Source organism: Pseudomonas sp. GW456-L12, from assembly GCF_059424045.1.
In genome coordinates this window covers 63624-83554 of the sequence record NZ_JBWKZA010000004.1, presented here as the reverse complement: position 1 = coordinate 83554, position 19931 = coordinate 63624, and the positions used below count along the sequence as shown (strand labels likewise).

Annotated in this window: 17 protein-coding genes; 15 read left to right on the top strand and 2 right to left on the bottom strand. The window is 63.0% G+C overall.

The features are described 5' to 3' along the window. The 14 genes from AC07Y9_RS06655 to AC07Y9_RS06590 all read left to right on the top strand — a co-directional run. Nucleotides 1-235: hypothetical protein (locus tag AC07Y9_RS06655; RefSeq protein ID WP_494990491.1), on the top strand; the 235-nt coding region annotated here is incomplete at its 5' end. Then, a complete protein-coding gene (rnr, locus tag AC07Y9_RS06650; protein ID WP_053259428.1) occupies nucleotides 235-2841 on the top strand; it encodes a ribonuclease R in 2607 nt (868 codons plus the stop codon). The genes AC07Y9_RS06655 and rnr, both read left to right, overlap by 1 nt. Next, entirely contained in the window at nucleotides 2838-3605 is a 768-nt protein-coding gene (gene rlmB / locus AC07Y9_RS06645; RefSeq protein WP_023970226.1) for a 23S rRNA (guanosine(2251)-2'-O)-methyltransferase RlmB, read from the top strand. The genes rnr and rlmB overlap by 4 nt, the downstream gene beginning before the upstream one ends. A gap of 282 nt (nucleotides 3606-3887) precedes the next feature. Next, entirely contained in the window at nucleotides 3888-4313 is a 426-nt protein-coding gene (gene rpsF, locus AC07Y9_RS06640) for a 30S ribosomal protein S6 (protein ID WP_007921481.1), read from the top strand. 28 nt (nucleotides 4314-4341) lie between these two features. Then, complete coding sequence (gene rpsR / locus AC07Y9_RS06635) at nucleotides 4342-4572, top strand: 30S ribosomal protein S18 (RefSeq protein ID WP_002551829.1); 231 nt, start codon at nucleotides 4342-4344, stop codon at nucleotides 4570-4572. 36 nt (nucleotides 4573-4608) lie between these two features. Then, nucleotides 4609-5508 carry a hypothetical protein gene (locus AC07Y9_RS06630; RefSeq protein ID WP_102678313.1) on the top strand — a complete coding sequence of 300 codons (900 nt, stop codon included), beginning with the start codon at nucleotides 4609-4611 and terminating at the stop codon, nucleotides 5506-5508. Between the two features lie 21 nt (nucleotides 5509-5529). Next, nucleotides 5530-5976, top strand: a complete 447-nt coding sequence (rplI, locus tag AC07Y9_RS06625) for a 50S ribosomal protein L9 (RefSeq protein ID WP_007921484.1) — start codon at nucleotides 5530-5532, stop codon at nucleotides 5974-5976. Between the two features lie 134 nt (nucleotides 5977-6110). Next, nucleotides 6111-7508 carry a replicative DNA helicase gene (gene dnaB, locus AC07Y9_RS06620; RefSeq protein WP_007921486.1) on the top strand — a complete coding sequence of 466 codons (1398 nt, stop codon included), beginning with the start codon at nucleotides 6111-6113 and terminating at the stop codon, nucleotides 7506-7508. 226 nt (nucleotides 7509-7734) lie between these two features. Continuing rightward, entirely contained in the window at nucleotides 7735-10035 is a 2301-nt protein-coding gene (locus AC07Y9_RS06615; RefSeq protein WP_102678312.1) for a YgiQ family radical SAM protein, read from the top strand. A gap of 126 nt (nucleotides 10036-10161) precedes the next feature. After that, on the top strand, nucleotides 10162-10680 hold the full coding sequence (locus AC07Y9_RS06610) for a hypothetical protein (RefSeq protein ID WP_102678311.1): 519 nt from the start codon (nucleotides 10162-10164) through the stop codon (nucleotides 10678-10680). Between the two features lie 173 nt (nucleotides 10681-10853). Beyond that, complete coding sequence (locus AC07Y9_RS06605) at nucleotides 10854-14129, top strand: transglutaminase family protein (RefSeq protein WP_102678310.1); 3276 nt, start codon at nucleotides 10854-10856, stop codon at nucleotides 14127-14129. An 87-nt stretch (nucleotides 14130-14216) separates the two neighbouring features. Continuing rightward, on the top strand, nucleotides 14217-16703 hold the full coding sequence (locus tag AC07Y9_RS06600) for a circularly permuted type 2 ATP-grasp protein (protein ID WP_102678309.1): 2487 nt from the start codon (nucleotides 14217-14219) through the stop codon (nucleotides 16701-16703). Further along, entirely contained in the window at nucleotides 16703-17608 is a 906-nt protein-coding gene (locus tag AC07Y9_RS06595) for a transglutaminase family protein (protein ID WP_102678308.1), read from the top strand. Before AC07Y9_RS06600 ends, AC07Y9_RS06595 begins: the two co-directional genes overlap by 1 nt. A 116-nt stretch (nucleotides 17609-17724) precedes the next feature. Continuing rightward, complete coding sequence (locus tag AC07Y9_RS06590; protein ID WP_102678307.1) at nucleotides 17725-18144, top strand: NUDIX hydrolase; 420 nt, start codon at nucleotides 17725-17727, stop codon at nucleotides 18142-18144. 24 nt (nucleotides 18145-18168) lie between these two features. Here AC07Y9_RS06590 and AC07Y9_RS06585 read toward each other — a convergent pair whose 3' ends face one another. Together AC07Y9_RS06585 and AC07Y9_RS06580 are read right to left on the bottom strand one after the other, a co-directional pair. Beyond that, nucleotides 18169-18354: a hypothetical protein gene (locus AC07Y9_RS06585; protein ID WP_009041920.1), complete on the bottom strand. Its 186-nt coding sequence runs from the start codon at nucleotides 18352-18354 to the stop codon at nucleotides 18169-18171. A 69-nt stretch (nucleotides 18355-18423) separates the two neighbouring features. Further along, the gene (locus AC07Y9_RS06580; RefSeq protein ID WP_102678306.1) at nucleotides 18424-19011 is read right to left on the bottom strand and encodes a cytokinin riboside 5'-monophosphate phosphoribohydrolase; all 588 of its coding nucleotides are present in this window, start codon (nucleotides 19009-19011) and stop codon (nucleotides 18424-18426) included. A gap of 349 nt (nucleotides 19012-19360) precedes the next feature. On the opposite strand from AC07Y9_RS06580, the gene azu reads away from it, so the two are divergent. Next, complete coding sequence (azu, locus tag AC07Y9_RS06575; protein WP_102678305.1) at nucleotides 19361-19807, top strand: azurin; 447 nt, start codon at nucleotides 19361-19363, stop codon at nucleotides 19805-19807. Nucleotides 19808-19931 lie beyond the last annotated feature (124 nt).

The following is a 19931-nucleotide window of genomic DNA, read 5'->3' as shown; positions in this document are numbered from 1 at the left end:
CCATCTGGGCAGTATCGACAACGTCTCCGTCGTCGATGGCGCGCACTATACGGACCACCTTTTGAGCTGTAAACCCCTGATCTTGAAAATATTGAAAAAAATTCGCCGACGGCTTTTGCAGGATGGTTCTGAAGCCTCTAAAGGACTTTTCGGAGCCTGTCTTAGCCTGAAATTTCCCGTTTCAATACGCGTATGCCAAACTAACCCTCATATAGACAAGGTGAAATTTATCTAATGGCCGATTGGCAGTCCCTCGATCCCGAGGCCGCTCGTGAAGCGGAAAAATATGAAAACCCTATCCCTAGCCGCGAACTGATCCTTCAGCACCTTGCTGATCGGGGTTCGCCTGCTAACCGCGAACAGTTGGTCGAAGAGTTTGGTCTGACCACAGAAGACCAGATCGAAGCCCTGCGTCGCCGTCTGCGCGCCATGGAGCGCGATGCCCAGCTGATCTACACCCGTCGCGGCACATATGCACCGGTGGACAAGCTCGACCTGATTCTTGGCCGCATCAGCGGTCACCGTGACGGTTTCGGCTTCCTGGTTCCCGATGACGGCAGCGACGACCTGTTCATGAGCCCGGCGCAGATGCGCCTGGTGTTCGATGGCGACCGTGCACTGGCCCGGGTTTCCGGTCTGGATCGTCGCGGTCGCCGCGAAGGCATGATCGTCGAAGTAGTGTCCCGTGCCCACGAGAGCATCGTCGGCCGTTATTTCGAAGAAGGCGGAATCGGTTTTGTGGTGGCGGACAACCCGAAGATCCAGCAGGAAGTGCTGGTGACCCCGGGTCGCAATGCCGGCGCCAAGATCGGCCAGTTCGTCGAGGTGAAGATCACCCACTGGCCGACTCCGCGCTTCCAGCCGCAAGGCGACGTGGTCGAGGTCGTGGGCAACTACATGGCCCCGGGCATGGAAATCGATGTTGCCTTGCGCACCTACGATATTCCTCACGTCTGGCCCGAGGCGGTGCTGAAGGAAGCCGGCAAGCTCAAGCCGGAAGTCGAAGAGAAGGACAAAGAGAAGCGCATCGACCTGCGTGATCTGCCGTTCGTCACCATCGACGGCGAAGATGCTCGCGACTTCGACGATGCGGTCTATTGCGAAGCCAAGCCCGGCAAGTTGCGCCTGTTCGGCGGTGGCTGGAAGCTGTACGTGGCGATCGCCGACGTTTCCAGTTACGTGAAGATCGGTTCGGCGCTGGATAACGAGGCTCAGGTGCGCGGCAACTCGGTGTATTTCCCCGAGCGCGTGGTACCGATGCTGCCGGAACAGCTGTCCAACGGTCTGTGCTCGCTGAACCCGAAAGTCGATCGTCTGGCCATGGTGTGCGAGATGACCATCTCCAAATCCGGCGAGATGACCGACTATCAGTTCTATGAGGCGGTGATCCACTCCAAGGCGCGCCTGACCTACAACAAGGTCAGCACTATCCTCGAACAGCCGAAAACCAGCGAGGCTAAGCAGCTGCGTGGCGAATACGCCGATGTCGTGCCGCACCTCAAGCAGCTTTATGCGCTGTACAAGGTTCTGCTCGGTGCCCGTCATACCCGTGGCGCCATCGACTTCGAGACCCAGGAAACCCGGATCATCTTCGGTTCCGAGCGCAAGATCGCCGAAATTCGTCCGACTACCCGTAACGATGCGCACAAGCTGATCGAGGAGTGCATGCTGGCGGCCAACGTGGCCACCGCCGAATTCCTCAAGAAGCACGAAATCCCCGCGCTCTATCGCGTTCACGACGGCCCGCCGCCAGAGCGCCTGGAAAAACTGCGCGCCTTCCTCGGCGAACTCGGCCTGTCCCTGCATAAAGGCAAGGACGGCCCGACGCCGAAGGACTACCAGGCCTTGCTGGAAAGCATCAAGGATCGTCCGGACTTCCATCTGATCCAGACCGTGATGCTGCGCTCCTTGAGCCAGGCGGTGTACAGCGCTGACAATCAGGGCCACTTCGGCCTGAACTACGAAGCCTATACCCACTTCACCTCGCCGATTCGCCGTTACCCGGACCTGCTGACGCACCGGGCGATTCGCAGTGTCATCCACTCCAAACAGAACACGCCTCACGTGCGTCGTGCCGGTGCGATGAGCATTCCGAAGGCGCGCATCTATCCCTACGACGAGGCGATTCTCGAGCAGCTTGGCGAGCAGTGCTCGATGAGCGAGCGGCGTGCCGACGAAGCGACTCGCGACGTGGTGAACTGGCTCAAGTGCGAATACATGAAAGATCGCGTGGGCGAGGCGTTCCCGGGCGTGATCACTGCGGTGACCGGTTTTGGCCTGTTCGTCGAACTGACCGATATCTATGTCGAAGGACTGGTGCATGTCACGGCGCTGCCGGGCGACTACTACCACTTCGATCCTGTGCATCACCGCCTCGCCGGTGAGCGCACCGGCCGCAGCTTCCGCCTGGGTGACAGCGTGGAAGTGCGGGTCATGCGCGTCGATCTGGACGAGCGCAAGATCGACTTCGAGATGGCGGAAAAAACCATCAGTGCGCCGATCGGTCGCAAAAAACGTGGCGCTGTCGATGTGCCTCCGGCCAAAACGGCTGCCGAGCCCGCCCCAGCCAAGGCCGGGCGTCGTGGTCCGGCCAAGGAGAAGCCGGTCGAGGCCTACCGCTCCAGCGATGCGGCGGCGAAAAACGCCGAAGTGCGCAAGAGCCGTGAAATGAAGCAGGCGCTGCTGGCCGAAGCCAAGAGCGGCGGTAAAGCGGCGTCTGGGGGAAAGTCCGGCAAGCCGGCGTCCAGCAAGCCGAGCAAACATCGTAAAGGTCCGCCGAAAGCGGGCGCAGGTCCTGCGGCGAAAAGCGGCGGGGCGCGTAAACCCAAGGCCAAGTCATGAGTCAGTTGGAAAAGATCTACGGCGTGCACGCTGTAGAAGCATTGCTGCGTCACCACCCCAAGCGCGTCAAGCAGATCTGGCTGGCCGAAGGCCGTAGCGATCCGCGTGTACAGGTGCTGGTGGACCTGGCCGGGCAGAATCGCGTGGCGGTCGGTCAGGCCGAGCGTCGCGAAATGGATGCCTGGGTCGAAGGCGTTCACCAGGGCGTCGTGGCTGAAGTGAGTCCAAGCCAGGTCTGGGGCGAAGCGATGCTCGATGAGTTGCTCGACCGTACCGAGGGCGCGCCGCTGCTTCTCGTGCTGGACGGCGTGACCGACCCGCATAACCTTGGCGCCTGCCTGCGCACTGCCGATGCGGCCGGTGCACTGGCGGTGCTGGTGCCGAAAGACAAATCGGCGACCCTGACCCCGACCGTACGTAAAGTGGCGTGCGGCGCCGCGGAAGTGATTCCGCTGGTGGCCGTGACCAACCTCGCGCGCACCTTGGAAAAGCTCCAGCAGCGCGGCCTGTGGGTCGTCGGCACGGCTGGCGAAGCCGAGCAGGAACTGTATGACCAGGACCTGACCGGGCCGACCATCCTGATCATGGGCGCCGAAGGCAAGGGTATGCGTCGCCTCACCCGCGAGCATTGCGATTTCCTGGTGCGCCTGCCGATGGCCGGTAGCGTCAGCAGTCTCAACGTTTCGGTGGCTACCGGCGTGTGCCTGTTCGAAGCCACGCGCCAGCGTGCGGCCAAAGCCAAGAGTGCAGCCAAGAAGGCCTGAGTTTCCTCCCCCTATGCAGGCGCGAGCTTGCTCGCGATAGCGGCCCGATCGAGGTGCCGCAGTCGTGAGCAGGCCTGTCTGGCAGGTTTGGCGCGCCCTGGCGCCCAGTTGTTCAAATAATCACCAATTGCCTTGCGCCGCTGTTCCCCCTTCTCTACAATTGCGCCCCTTGCCGTTGCGGCAGGCGCATATGTGCCTATCTCTGAGGCAAGACACACAAGTGTCATTCACTCCTTGTCTGACCGCTTTTGAGCGGCAGGCTACAACCCGTAAGGAGCATTCATGCGTCATTACGAAATCATCTTTCTGGTCCACCCTGACCAGAGCGAGCAAGTCGGCGGCATGGTTGAGCGTTACACCAAGCTGATCGAAGAAGACGGCGGCAAAATCCACCGTCTGGAAGACTGGGGCCGTCGTCAACTGGCCTACGCAATCAACAATGTTCACAAGGCTCACTACGTGATGCTGAACGTTGAGTGCACCGGTAAAGCCCTGGCTGAGCTGGAAGACAACTTCCGTTACAACGATGCTGTGATCCGTAACCTGGTCATCCGTCGCGAAGAAGCCATCACTGGCCAATCCGAGATGCTCAAGGCTGAAGAGAACCGCAGTGAGCGCCGTGAGCGTCGTGACCGTCCTGAGCATTCTGACAGCGCCGATGGCGATGACAGCGATAACAGCGACGCCAGCGATAACGCTGACGAGTAATCCACGGACCTTTTGAGGAGCCAATTACATGGCACGTTTCTTCCGTCGTCGTAAATTCTGCCGCTTCACCGCTGAAGACGTGAAAGAGATCGATTACAAAGATCTCAACACTCTGAAAGCCTACGTATCCGAGACCGGCAAAATCGTTCCAAGCCGTATCACCGGTACCAAAGCTCGTTATCAGCGTCAGCTGGCCACCGCTATCAAGCGCGCCCGCTTCCTGGCCCTGCTGGCCTACACCGACAGCCACGGCCGCTGAGACCGGGCAGTCGACAAGTAGTAAGGGATTGAATGCATGCGCGCCTTAGCTGAGTTCATCATGCGCGGCCGTATGCAGGCCACTCTGGTAGTGGCCGGATGTGCGGCATTGCCGTTGTTGTATTGGTTGGGTGCTGCTGCGGGAAGCCTGGTGCTCCTGCGGCGCGGTTTGAGCGACGCCCTTGGTGTCCTCGCCCTGGGATTGCTGCCGGCATTGTTCTGGTGGCTGTATTCCGACGATCCACGCGCACTCATGGTGTTGCTCGGGTCTTCGGGCCTTGCGTTGGTTTTGCGCGCAAGCGAATCCTGGAACCGTGTGCTGCTGGTCAGCATAGCGCTGGGCCTGGTGTTTGCTGGAGTGCTGGGTGTGGCTTACCGCCCCCAGATCGAGATGCTCTCGCAGGAGTTGGTAAAAATCCTGCCGTTGGCCCTCGGTGATCTCTACCAGCAGCTGTCGGTTGAAGAGCGGGCTCGTCTCGCCTCACTGATCGCACCGGTCCTGACCGGCCTGATTGCGGCTTTGTTGCAGGTCGTCAGTGTGCTGAGCCTGATTGTCGGGCGCTACTGGCAGGCGTTGTTGTACAACCCGGGTGGTTTTGGGCGCGAGTTTCGCGCTATCAAGCTCCCGCTGGGACTGGCGATGTTGCTGCTGGCCTGCATGCTGCTGGGACCGAACCTCGGTCCACAGATGGCGATGCTGACGCCGTTGTGCAGCGTACCGCTGGTGTTCGCCGGGCTGGCCCTGATTCACGGGCTGGTGGCGCAAGGGCGACTGGCCAGGTTCTGGCTGGTGGGGTTGTACGTAACGCTGTTGCTGTTTATGCAGCTGATCTATCCGTTGCTCGTGGTGTTGGCCATAGTCGACAGCCTGATTGATTTTCGCGGTCGTTCGGCGCCGAAAGACACCGATAACGGTCCTGCGAACGGTGAAGGTTAAAAGTTAAGAGGTTATTACCAAATGGAACTGATCCTGCTGGAAAAAATCGCCAACCTGGGCAACCTGGGCGATAAGGTAAACGTTAAGGCTGGTTACGGCCGTAACTACCTGCTGCCTTTCGGCAAAGCCACCGCTGCTACCGCTGCCAACCTGGCTGCGTTCGAAGCGCGTCGTGCCGAGCTGGAAAAACTGGCTGCAGAGAAAAAGGCTTCTGCCGAAACTCGCGCTGCCCAACTGGCTGAGCTGGAAGTGACTATCACTGCCACCGCTGGTGACGAAGGCAAGCTGTTCGGTTCGATCGGCACCCACGACATCGCTGATGCACTGACCGCCTCCGGCGTTGAAGTTGCAAAAAGCGAAGTTCGTCTGCCGAACGGCACCATCCGCAACGTAGGTGAATTCGACGTAGCCGTGCACCTGCACGCTGAAGTTGAAGCCACCGTACGCGTTGTCGTGGTAGCAGCTTAAGCAGTACTTGTCGGCTGGCACCCTCGGGAGCTAGCCGGTAACATCGGGCACGATCCTGTTTACAGGTCGTGCCCTTTGTCTTTCTGTACCCTCAGTTTTTCAAACCCCTGCTTTTCCTAAAAAACCAAGTGGCCATGAACGATATCTCCGCTCCCGAGCAATACGATCTGCAAACCGCTGCCCTGAAGGTGCCGCCACATTCCATCGAGGCCGAACAGGCCGTGCTCGGTGGTCTGATGCTGGACAACAACGCCTGGGAGCGGGTGCTCGATCAAGTCTCCGACGGCGATTTCTATCGACATGACCACCGCCTGATCTTCCGCGCGATCGCCAAGCTGGCCGATCAGAACATGCCGATCGACGTCGTGACCCTGTCCGAGCAGCTGGACAAGGAAGGCCAGACGTCCCAGGTCGGTGGCCTGGGTTACCTGGGCGAACTGGCGAAGAACACGCCGTCGGTGGCCAACATCAAGGCCTATGCGCAGATCGTTCGCCAGCGCGCCACCCTGCGCCAGCTGATCGGCATCAGCACCGAGATCGCCGACAGCGCCTTCAACCCCGAAGGCCGCACCGCCGAAGAGATTCTCGACGAAGCCGAACGGCAGATCTTCCAGATCGCCGAAGCGCGTCCGAAGACCGGCGGTCCGGTGGGCGTCAACGAGTTGCTGACCAAGGCCATCGACCGCATCGACACCCTGTTCAACACCGACAACGCCATCACCGGCCTGTCCACCGGCTACACCGACCTCGATGAGAAGACCAGCGGCCTGCAGCCCGCCGACCTGATCATCGTCGCCGGTCGTCCGTCCATGGGTAAGACTACCTTTGCCATGAACCTGGTGGAAAACGCCGTACTGCGCAGCGACAAGGCAGTGCTGGTGTACTCCCTCGAGATGCCAGGCGAATCGCTGATCATGCGTATGCTGTCGTCCCTCGGCCGTATCGACCAGACCAAGGTGCGTTCCGGCCAGCTGGAAGACGACGACTGGCCGCGCCTGACCTCGGCGGTCAACCTGCTCAACGACCGCAAGCTGTTCATCGACGACACCGCCGGTATCAGCCCTTCGGAAATGCGCGCGCGGACCCGCCGCCTGGTGCGTGAGCACGGCGACATCGCCCTGATCATGATCGACTACCTGCAACTGATGCAGATCCCGGGTTCCAGCGGCGACAACCGGACCAACGAGATTTCCGAGATCTCCCGTTCCCTCAAGGCCCTGGCCAAGGAATTCAACTGCCCGGTAGTGGCCCTGTCCCAGCTCAACCGCTCCCTCGAGCAGCGCCCGAACAAGCGCCCGGTGAACTCCGACTTGCGGGAATCCGGAGCGATCGAGCAGGACGCCGACGTCATCATGTTCGTGTACCGGGACGAGGTGTATCACCCCGAGACCGAGCACAAGGGCATTGCCGAGATCATTATCGGCAAGCAGCGGAACGGCCCCATCGGCTTTATCCGCCTGGCGTTCATCGGCAAGTACACCCGCTTCGAGAACCTCGCGCCGGGCAGCTACAACTTCGACGACGACGAATAAACAGCCGTAGCCGCTGCCGCAGGCTGCGACAAGGGCCGCAGTACCTTCGTTCGATGGGTGAGCGTTGCGTCTGCCGCGCAGCCGATCGCAGTCTGCGACAGCGGCCACAGGCCACCGATTTCCGACCATAGTCGTCGGAATTGGTTATTTTTTGTGCTATATTCCGCGCCCGCGAATTTCTCTGTAAATAAACGCGCCCTCATCTACACCTATACCGGTCATCGACATGCAAGCAGCCAAGCCGTTATTTGACTATCCCAAGTACTGGGCCGAATGTTTCGGACCGGCGCCGTTCCTGCCGATGAGCAGGGCGGAAATGGATCAGCTCGGCTGGGATTCCTGCGACATCATCATCGTCACCGGTGATGCCTACGTCGATCACCCGTCGTTCGGCATGGCGATCATCGGCCGGCTGCTGGAGTCCCAGGGCTTCCGCGTCGGGATCATCGCCCAGCCGAACTGGCAGTCCAAAGACGACTTCATGAAGCTCGGCGAGCCGAACCTGTTCTTCGGCGTCGCGGCCGGCAACATGGACTCGATGATCAACCGCTACACCGCGGACAAGAAAATCCGCTCCGACGACGCCTACACCCCGGGTGGCCTGGCGGGCAAGCGTCCGGACCGCGCCAGCCTGGTCTACAGCCAGCGCTGCAAGGAAGCCTACAAGCACGTGCCGATCGTCCTGGGCGGCATCGAAGCCTCCCTGCGCCGCATCGCCCACTACGACTACTGGCAGGACCGGGTGCGCAACTCGATCCTGATCGACGCCAGCGCCGACATCCTGCTCTACGGCAATGCCGAGCGGGCGATTGTCGAAGTCGCCCAGCGCCTGTCCTACGGGCACAAGATCGAAGACATCACCGACGTGCGCGGCACCGCGTTCATTCGCCGTGACACGCCGCAGGGTTGGTACGAAGTCGACTCCACGCGTATCGACCGTCCGGGCAAGATCGACAAGATCATCAACCCCTACGTCAACACCCAGGACACCCAAGCCTGCGCCATCGAGCAGGAAAAGGGGCCGGTTGAAGATCCCCAGGAAGCCAAGGTCGTGCAGATCCTGGCCAGCCCGAAGATGACCCGGGACAAGACCGTGATCCGCCTGCCGTCCATGGAAAAGGTGCGTAACGATCCGGTGCTCTACGCCCACGCCAACCGCGTGCTGCACCTGGAAACCAACCCGGGCAACGCCCGTGCGCTGGTGCAGAAACATGGCGAGATCGACGTCTGGTTCAACCCGCCACCCATCCCGATGACCACCGAAGAGATGGACTACGTGTTCGGCATGCCCTATCAGCGCATCCCGCACCCGGCGTACGGCAAGGAGAAGATCCCGGCCTACGACATGATCCGTTTCTCGGTGAACATCATGCGTGGCTGCTTCGGTGGTTGCACCTTCTGCTCGATCACCGAGCACGAAGGGCGGATCATCCAGAACCGTTCCGAAGAGTCGATCATTCGCGAGATCGAAGAGATTCGCGACAAGGTTCCCGGTTTTACCGGGGTCATTTCCGACCTCGGCGGCCCGACCGCGAACATGTACCGCATCGCCTGCAAGAGCCCGGAAATCGAATCCGCGTGCCGCAAGCCGTCCTGCGTGTTCCCTGGCATCTGCCCGAACCTGAACACCGACCACTCGTCGCTGATCCAGCTGTATCGCAGCGCCCGCGCCTTGCCGGGGGTGAAGAAGATCCTGATCGCTTCCGGCCTGCGCTACGACCTCGCGGTCGAGTCGCCGGAGTACGTCAAGGAACTGGTGACCCACCACGTCGGTGGCTACCTGAAGATCGCCCCGGAACACACCGAGGAAGGCCCGCTCAACCAGATGATGAAGCCGGGCATCGGTAGCTACGACCGGTTCAAGCGGATGTTCGAGAAGTACTCCAAGGAAGCGGGCAAGGAGCAGTACCTGATTCCGTACTTCATCGCCGCGCACCCGGGCACCACCGACGAAGACATGATGAACCTGGCCCTGTGGCTCAAGGGCAACGGTTTCCGCGCCGACCAGGTGCAGGCGTTCTACCCGTCGCCGATGGCCACCGCCACCGCGATGTACCACTCGGGCAAGAACCCGCTGCGCAAGGTCACCTACAAGAGTGACGGGGTGACCATCGTCAAGAGCGAGGAGCAGCGCCGCCTGCACAAGGCGTTCCTGCGTTACCACGACCCGAAAGGCTGGCCGATGCTGCGTGAAGCGCTGACCCGCATGGGCCGCGCCGACCTGATCGGGCCGGGCAAGAACCAGTTGATTCCTTTGCATCAGCCGTCGACCGACAGCTACCAGAGCGCCCGTCGCAAGAACTCGACGCCGGCTGGCAGCCACAAAGTGGCCAAGGAAACCACCAGGATCCTCACCCAGCACACCGGCCTGCCTCCACGCGGCAGCGACGGTAGCAACCCGTGGGACAAGCGCGAACAGGCCAAGGCCGCCGCGATGGCCCGCAACAAGCAGGCCGCCAAGGAGCGCACGGATGCGGCCAAGGGCAAAGGCAAGAAGCCGACCCGCAAACCGGTCGTGCCCCGCTAAGGCCACTGCTGTACGGACCCAACGCCACAGACACAACGCCAACCCCAGGGTTGGCGTTGTGCATTTCGGCGTTCGGGTTTGTTAAGGTGCGCCCCCAGGATGGGCATCAACTCAAGGAAGAGCCGCGTGTTACGTCGCCGGAAAACCCCGCAACAACGGCAGGTCGAAGACCGGCTGCTACGCCTCAAGACCGCCGAATGGCTCGCCTGGCAGCCCTATGTGCGGCGTTTCGGGATGATTCATATCGCGGTGATGATGACGACGGTCTTCAGCATCTCGCTGACCGCCGCGCAGGTGCCCCATCTGTATTTCCCCCGTGACTTCCAGGTCGCCAACTACGCCGCGATGGCCATGCTGGGCGCAGGCCTGCTGATGAGCCTGTGTTTCATGCTGGTGATCCGCGGCTACCCGCGTGGCGCCTGGGCCTTGTTCGGCGCGCTGGTGTTCTGCCTGGCATGCGCGCTGCTGGTCCTGCTGGACTCCCGCCAGCGACTGTTCCCGGCCTTTGTCCTGTGCATTCCCCTGGCCGGGCTGTACCTGATGAGCACCCGGCGCTACCAGCGCGGGCTCAAGGTGCTGCAAGTGGCGGCGCGCAAACGCCGGCGCCTGCAGCGACTGGAAGCCGGCCTGAAGCGGGTGCGCTGACCGCCGGTTACATCCTGTCGCCACATTTATGTGCAACCCTGCGCACGCCGAAGCACGCACCGCTCGCTTTTGGTGCTGTACTGCCCACAGCCGTTGGGGAAAGCCCCGGGACTGGTGCTCTGGCATAAGTCTTGCGCGCTTTCGTGTACGTTCAGGCCCGCAGGAGGCACGCCGTGTCGATCCATGTCGCATTGCACCATGTCACGCATTACCGCTACGACCGCGCGGTCGAACTCGGCCCACAGATCGTTCGCCTGCGTCCGGCGGCCCATAGCCGCACGCGGATTCTCTCCTATGCGCTGAAGGTTCAGCCCGAGCAGCACTTCATCAACTGGCAGCAGGACCCCCAGGGCAACTACCTGGCGCGCCTGGTCTTCCCGGAGAAGACCGACGAGCTGCGGATCGAAGTCGATCTGCTGGCGGAGATGGCGGTGTTCAATCCGTTCGATTTCTTCCTTGAGCCCTACGCCGAGAAAATCCCCTTCGCCTATGCCGCCGACGAGCAGCGCGAGCTGGCGCCTTACCTGGAAACCCTGCCGCTGACGCCGAAGTTCAAGGCCTACCTTGAGGGCATCGACCGCACGCCGATGCCGGCGGTGGATTTCCTGGTGGCCCTGAACCAGCGCCTGAGCGAAGACATCGGCTACCTGATCCGCATGGAGCCCGGCGTGCAGACGCCGGAGCAGACCCTGGACAAGGCTTCCGGCTCCTGCCGCGACTCCGCCTGGCTGCTGGTGCAACTGCTGCGCAACCTGGGGCTGGCCGCGCGCTTTGTTTCCGGCTACCTGATCCAGCTGACCGCCGACGTCAAATCCCTCGACGGCCCGTCCGGCACCGATGTCGACTTCACCGACCTGCACGCCTGGTGCGAGGTGTACTTGCCCGGCGCCGGCTGGATCGGCCTGGACGCCACTTCCGGGCTGTTTGCCGGGGAAGGGCATATCCCGTTGGCCTGCAGCCCCGATCCGTCCTCGGCGGCGCCGATCAGCGGCCTGGTAGAGCCTTGTGAATGCGAGTTCGGCCACGAGATGTCGGTGGAGCGGGTCTGGGAAGCGCCGCGGGTCACCAAGCCCTACACCGAGGAGCAATGGCTGGCGATCCAGGCCCTGGGCCGGCAGATCGATGCCGACCTGCTGGCAGGCGACGTGCGCCTGACCATGGGCGGCGAGCCGACCTTCGTCTCGATTGACGACCCGGATGGCGCCGAATGGAACACCGCGGCTCTCGGGCCGAACAAGCGCCGGTTGTCCGCCGAGCTGTTCCAGCGCCTGCGCAACCACTACGCGCCCAAGGGCCTGGTGCACTTTGGCCAGGGCAAGTGGTACCCGGGCGAGCAATTGCCGCGCTGGTCGCTGAACTGCTACTGGCGCCGCGACGGCGTGCCGATCTGGCACAACGCCGCGCTGATTGCCGACGAGCATGAAGACTATGGCGCCGACAGCGAGCTGGCCGGGCGTTTCCTCGCCAGTGTCGCCGAACGCTTGAAGCTGCCCGCGCGCTTTGTATTCCCGGCTTATGAAGACAACTTCTACTACCTGTGGCGCGAAGGCACCTTGCCGCAGAACGTCAGCGCCGAGGATTCGCGGCTGGCGGACGAGCTGGAGCGGGCGCGCCTGCGCAAGGTGTTCAGCCAGGGCCTGGACAAGGTCATCGGCCAGGTCCTGCCGCTGGCCCGTACCGCCAGGGGCGACCAGTGGCAGAGCGGCCGCTGGTACCTGCGCAATACCCACTGCCGGTTGATCCCGGGGGATTCGCCCCTGGGTTATCGCCTGCCGCTGGCGTCCCAGCCCTGGGTGACGGCGGCGGAGTACCCCTATGTGCACCCCACCGATCCGAACCAGGAGCTGCCCGAGCTTCCGGACAGCGCGCAGCTGCGTGAACACGGCGAAGCGGCCGAGGCCGATGAGCGGGTGCCGCAGATCGACCAGTCCGCCGACTGGCTGACCCGCACCGCGTTCTGCGCCGAGGCGCGGGGCGGGCGCTTGTACCTGTTCATGCCACCCCTGGAGCGCCTGGAGGATTATCTGGAGTTGGTCAGCGCCATCGAGGCCACCGCCGAGGAGCTGCATTGCCCGGTGCTGCTGGAGGGCTACGAGCCGCCGAGCGATCCGCGCCTGAGCAACTTCCGCGTCACCCCCGATCCGGGCGTGATCGAGGTCAACGTGCAGCCGTCCGCCAGTTGGGACGAGCTGGTGGAGCGCACCGAATTCCTCTACGAGGAAGCCCGGCAGACTCGCCTGACCACCGAGAAATTCATGATCGACGGGCGCCATACTGGCACCGGCGGCGGCAACCACTTGGTATTGGGTGGCGCGACGCCGGCGGATTCGCCGTTCCTGCGCCGGCCGGACCTGTTGCGCAGCCTGATCAGCTACTGGCACAACCACCCGTCGTTGTCCTATCTGTTCTCCGGGCTGTTCATCGGCCCCACCTCCCAGGCGCCGCGGGTCGACGAGGCGCGCAACGATGCGTTGTACGAGCTGGAAATCGCCTTCGCGCAGATGCCCGAACCGAGCGAGGAGTGCCCACCCTGGCTGGTCGACCGGCTGCTGCGCAACTTGCTGATCGATGTCACCGGCAACACCCATCGCGCCGAGTTCTGCATCGACAAGCTGTACTCGCCGGATGGCGCTACAGGGCGCTTGGGTCTGCTGGAACTGCGCGCCTTTGAAATGCCGCCCCATGCGCGCATGAGCCTGGCCCAGCAATTGTTGCTGCGGGCCTTGGTGGCGCGCTTCTGGCGCGAGCCCTACGCACCGGCCAAGCTGGCGCGCTGGGGCACCGAACTGCACGACCGCTTCCTGTTGCCGCACTTCATCGAGCAGGACTTCGCCGATGTCATTGTCGAGCTCAACGCCGCCGGCTACCCGCTGCGCGCCGAGTGGTTCGCCGCGCACCTGGAGTTCCGTTTCCCCAAGGTTGGCGATTATGCGGTCGGCGGTGTCGAACTGGAGCTGCGCCAGGCCCTGGAGCCTTGGCACGTGTTGGGGGAGGAGGGCTCCGCTGGCGGCACGGTGCGTTATGTCGACTCGTCGCTGGAGCGCTTGCAGGTCAAGCTCACCGGGCTGGCGCCGCAGCGCTACCTGTTGACCTGCAACGGTGTTGCGGTACCGCTGCAGCCTACCGGGCGAGTCGGGGAGTTCGTCGCCGGCGTGCGCTATCGGGCCTGGCAGCCGTTCAACTGCCTGCAGCCGACCATCCCGGTGCACGCACCGCTGGTGTTCGACCTGCTCGACACCTGGATGCAGCGTTCCCTGGGCGGTTGCCAATACCATGTGGCCCACCCGGGCGGGCGCAACTACGACAGCCTGCCGGTGAATGCCAACGAGGCCGAGAGCCGACGCATGGCGCGCTTCTTCCGACTGGGGCATAGCCCCGGCACCTTGTCTGTGCCGAGCCTGAGGATCAACGACGAGTTGCCGATGACACTCGATTTGCGACGTTTCTAAAGCAGACGCGACGCCCGGATGTTTCGCATATCCGGGCGTCATGTGTCTGCGTTAATCTGACTTACCTTGCCGTCTGCCGAGCTTTCCATGCCTGACCTGCTTGACCACTACCCGCTGACGGCGGGTACCTACCACGAACTGCTCGACGCCAGCGGCGCGGTGCGCCCGCACTGGCGCCGGCTGTTCGACCAGTTGCAGCGCAGCACACCGGCGCAGTTGATGCAGCGCCAGGCGCTGCTGACCCGGCAGATCCAGGAAAACGGCGTCACCTACAACGTCTATGCCGACCCCAAGGGCGCCGACCGGCCGTGGGAACTGGACCTGTTGCCCCATGTGATCGCCGCCGATGAATGGCAGCAGCTGTCCGCCGGGATCGCGCAGCGGGCGCGTTTGCTCAATGCGGTACTGGCCGATCTGTACGGCCCCCAGCGGCTGATCAGCGAGGGCCTGCTGCCGGCCGAGCTGGTCTTCGGCCATAACAACTTTCTCTGGCCGTGCCAGGGCATCCAGCCGCCGGAAGGCGCCTTCCTGCACCTGTACGCGGTCGACCTGGCGCGCACCCCGGACGGGCGCTGGTGGGTCACCGCCGACCGCACCCAGGCACCGTCCGGTGCCGGCTACGCCCTGGAAAACCGCATGATCGTGTCCCGGGCCTTTCCGGACCTGTACCGCGATCTGCAGGTGCAGCACCTGGCCGGGTTCTTCCGCACCCTGCAGGAAACCCTGGCCCGCCAGGCGCCCCGGGACGACGAAGCGCCACTGATCGTGCTGCTGACCCCGGGACGTTTCAACGAGAGCTATTTCGAACACCTGTACCTGGCGCGCCAGCTCGGTTATCCGCTGGTGGAAGGCGGCGACCTGACGGTGCGCGACGCCACGGTCTACCTCAAGACCCTGAGCGGCCTGCGGCGGGTGCACGCGATCATGCGCCGGCTCGACGACGACTTCTGCGACCCGCTGGAACTGCGCACCGACTCGGCCCTCGGCGTGCCGGGGCTGCTGGAGGCGGTGCGGCAGGGGCGGGTGCTGGTGGCCAATGCCCTGGGCAGCGGCGTGCTGGAGTCGCCAGGCCTGCTGGGTTTCCTGCCGAAGATCAGCGAGCACTTGTTCGGCGAAAAACTGATTCTGCCGTCTGTCGCCACCTGGTGGTGCGGCGAGGCACCGGTGCTGGCCCAGGCCCTGGAGAAACTCCCGGAACTGCTGATCAAGCCGGCGTTCCCGTCCCAGAGCTTTGCTCCATTGTTCGGTCGCGACCTCTGCGAGAAAGAGCGCCAGGCCCTGGCCGAGCGCATGCGGGCGCGGCCTTATGCCTATGTCGCCCAGGAACTGGCGCAGCTGTCCCAGGCGCCGGTCTGGCAGGCCGAGGACGGCCAGCTGCAACCGCGTGCCATCGGCATGCGGGTGTATGCCGTGGCCAGCCGCGATGGTTACCGGGTACTGCCGGGCGGCTTGACCCGGGTGGCCGCCGAGGCCGATGCCGAGGTGGTATCGATGCAGCGCGGCGGCGCCAGCAAGGACACCTGGGTGCTGGGCGAACGTGCGCCCAGCGGCGAACAGTGGAAAGGCCAGCGGACCATCGGCGTGCATGAGCTGGTGCGGCGCGATCCGTATCTGCCGTCGCGGGTGGTGGAAAACCTGTTCTGGTTCGGCCGTTACTGCGAGCGTTGCGATGGCAGTGCGCGGCTGTTGCGGATCATGCTGGCGCGCTATGTCGACGGCGATGACCCGCAAGCCTTGCAGGCGGCGGTCGAGCTCGGCGAAAGCCTGATGCTGCTGCCGGACGAAGGCGAACTGCCCGAGCGTTTGTTGGCGGCCCTGCAGGGGGACGACTGGTCCTTCAGCCTGCGCTCCAACCTGCAGCGCCTGCAGTGGGCGGCGTCCCAGGTGCGCGGCAAGCTTTCGCGGGAAAACTGGCAGGCGCTGGTGGAATTGCAGCGCGAAGCCCTGGCACTGGAAGCCCGCGAGCCGGACTTCGGCGAGCTGCTGGACTTCCTCAATCGCCTGGTGATGTCCCTGGCGGCGCTGTCGGGCTTCGCCCTGGACGACATGACCCGTGACGAAGGCTGGCGCTTTTTGATGATTGGCCGGCGCATCGAGCGCCTGCAGTTTCTCAGCAGCAGCCTGGCGGCCTTCCTGCGTAGCGCCACCGCGTTCGACCAGGCCGGGCTGGAGTGGCTGCTGGAACTGGGCAACAGCAGCATCACCTACCGTTCCCGCTACTTGGCGGTGGCGCAGTTGATTCCGGTGCTCGACCTGTTGCTGCTCGACGAACAGAACCCTCATGCGGTGCTGTTCCAGCTGAAGCTGGTGACCCGGACCCTCAATCGCTTGAACGACGAGTTCGGCGTACCGCGCGAGGCCGGTTTGCCCAAGCTGGTGGGGCGTCTGGGGCGCTTCGACCTGGGCTGCCTGGAAAACCCGCTGTTCGGCGAGGCCAGCGTGCGGGCGGCGCTTGAAGGCCTGGCCGACCTGTTGCAGGAAATCGCCGATGCCAGCGGGCAGGTCTCCGACCGCCTGGCGCTGCGGCATTTCGCCCATGTCGACGATGTCAGCCAACGAACGGTATCCGTCTGATGAGCGCTCATTACCAGATCTTCCACGATACCCATTACCACTACGACAGCCCGGTTTCCCTGGCCCAGCAGCTGGCGCACCTGTGGCCGCGAGCCTGCGCCTGGCAGCATTGCAGCCAGCAGGAACTGCTGATCAGCCCCGACCCCACCACCCGTCGCGACGAGCTGGATGTGTTCGGCAACCCACTGACCCGGCTGGCGTTCGAGCGGCCCCATGACGAGCTGCTGGTCAATGCGCAGCTGACGGTGGAGGTGCTGGCCAGGCCCACGCTGGATTTCACCCGTTCATTGCCCTGGGACGCCACCCGCAGTGCGCTGACCTACAGCAGCCGGCCGTTGTCCGCGGCCTTGATGGAGGCGTGCCGTTACCGCTTCGAGTCGCCTTATGTGCACTTGAAGAAAAGCTTCGTCGAGTTCTCCGAAAGCTGTTTCCCCGCCGGGCGTCCGTTGTTACTGGGGGTGCAAGCGTTGATGGAAAAGATCTTCAACGAGTTCACCTTCGATGCCGAAGCCACCCAGGTGGCGACGCCGCTGGTGGAAGTGCTGGAGCGGCGGCGCGGGGTCTGCCAGGACTTCGCCCACCTGATGCTGGCGTGTTTGCGTTCCCGTGGCTTGGCGGCGCGTTATGTCAGCGGCTACCTGCTGACCCAGCCGCCACCGGGGCAGCCACGCCTGATCGGCGCGGACGCTTCCCATGCCTGGGTCTCGGTGTTCTGCCCGGTGCTCGGCTGGGTGGATTTCGACCCGACCAACAACGTGCAGCCGGCGCTGGAGCACATCACCCTGGCCTGGGGCCGGGATTTTTCCGATGTCTCGCCGTTGCGCGGGGTGATTCTCGGCGGCGGCAGCCACGACCCGGAAGTGCGGGTGACGGTGATGCCGCTGAATGAACGGATCTCTCTGTAGCCGCTGCCGCAGGCTGCGCTCGGGCGCGTAGCGGCCGTGCTTTTGCGGCCACAGGAAGGTTCTTCGAACCTTATCGCAGCCTTCGGCAGCGGCTACAGGCTTTACAGGAGTTACTTATGTTCCCGGTATCGATCAAGGGCGTGCTGCAATCCCCCGAGGGGCTGGTGGTGCTGATGCTCAACGAGCGTGACGAGTGGGAGCTGCCCGGCGGGCGGATCGAGCTGGGGGAGACGGCGCCGCAATGCCTGGCGCGGGAGATCGAGGAGGAGCTGGACGTGCGGGTGGCGGTGGGCGAGCCGCTGGATTCGTACCTGTTCGAAGTCATCCCTGGCAAGCAGGTCTTTATCTCGACCTATCGCTGCCGGCTCGTGGGCGGTTTTGTACCAACCGTCAGCCACGAGCACAAGGAAATCGGCCTGTTCGCGCCGGACCGGCTACCGGCCAACTTGCCACAGGGTTATCGCGATTCGATTGTCAAAGCGTTGGGTATCCGAGGGTCGGCAACGGATGGCCGACCCCAGATCCCGAGGGCCTGATAGAGGTATCGGGCCTGGCGGGTCTCAGGCCTTGGGAGCCTGATCGTCTACTGCATCGGCGTCGTCGACGGCCACGTCGTCTTCTGTATCCGGGCTTGGTGCGCCGGCTTCTTCAGCGGCCGCTTTCTTGCGTTGCAGCTTTTCCTCTTTCTTCTGCTCCTTTGCCAGGTCTCGCTGACGTTTGGCGAAGGAGTAATTGGGTTTAGCCATGGGCGATCCTCTGGGGTCGAAGGTGAGGTTTGAGCGGCGCGTATTCTGCCCTGTATCGGAGCCCGGCGGTTAATCGGGTTTCTGCTCGGCCCATTTGGGGACTACCGTGGGTTGCCAGGCTTCCAGGGCTTGCAGCAGTTTGCGCGGCGATTCGCTCACTTGCAGCATGTCACGGTGCGGGGCGCGAACGAAGCCTTCGCCGACGATGTGATCGAGAAAACCCGTGAGCTTCTCGTAGAAGCCATTCACTTCCAGCAACCCCAGGGGCTTGGCGTGGTAACCCAACTGCCCCCAGGTCCAGACTTCGAACAATTCTTCCAGGGTACCCAGGCCGCCAGGCAGCGCGATAAAAGCGTCGCTCAACTCGGCCATGCGTGCCTTGCGGGCGTGCATGCCGTCGACCACCTCCAGGCGCGTCAGGCCCGGATGGCCGATTTCCTTGTCCTTGAGGCTCTGGGGAATGATGCCGATGACTTCGCCGCCAGCCGCCAGGGCCGCGTCGGCGACTATGCCCATCAGGCCGACGGCGCCACCGCCATAGACCAGGGTCAGCTTGCGCTCGGCCAGCTGGCGCCCGAGGGCTTCGGCGGCCTCGCGGTAGGCCGGGTTGGTGCCAGTGCTGGCACCGCAGAACACGCATACAGACGCTAAAGACATGCCTTACTCCATGGTCGGTGAGGGCCACAGAGTAATGGCTGGCCGGCCGCGCTCCAAGGGTCAATCCTCGCCGCGGGGGCTTTCATAGGTGCCGCTGGCGCCACAGGCATAGGCGGCGAGCAGGCTGCGGAACAGACTGTTGAGGTGCATGGCAGACACTCCGATAGTGATGTGCGCCGAGCATAGGTCCACGGCCGATGGCTGGCTGTTTGATTTTCTCGATCAGGCCGATAGCGCAAAGTTGTATACAATTTCTTGATGTAAATCATAGGAACTTGTGAAAAATTCAGGCAGTCTTCACCTTCATGGATTCAGATGGATTTTGTTAACCCTGCCTTGGAGATTCACCATGTTTGCCAAACTCGTTGCGGTATCCCTGCTGACACTGGCCAGCAGCCAGCTGATGGCCGCCGAATGTAAGGTCGATGTCGACTCCACCGACCAGATGTCCTTCAACACGAAGGAAATCACCATCGACAAGAGCTGCAAGACCTTCACCGTGAACCTGACCCACTCCGGCAGCCTGCCGAAGAACGTCATGGGCCATAACTGGGTATTGAGCAAAAGCGCGGACATGGCCGGTATCGCTACCGACGGCATGGCCGCCGGCATCGACAAGAACTACCTGAAAGAAGGCGACAGCCGCGTCATCGCCCACACCAAGATGATCGGCTCCGGCGAAAAAGACTCGGTGACCTTCGACGTGTCGAAGCTGACCGCTGGCGAAAGCTACGAGTTCTTCTGCTCGTTCCCGGGCCACAACTCGATGATGAAAGGCGCTGTGGTGCTGAAGTGATCGGTTGATTCCGTGTGATGAAAAAGCGCCCTGCGGGGCGCTTTTTTGTGGGCGGGCGGTTGCAGGCAAGCCTGACTCCCACACGCTTGTGTAGGAGCGAAGCTTGCTCGCGATAACGCCAGCC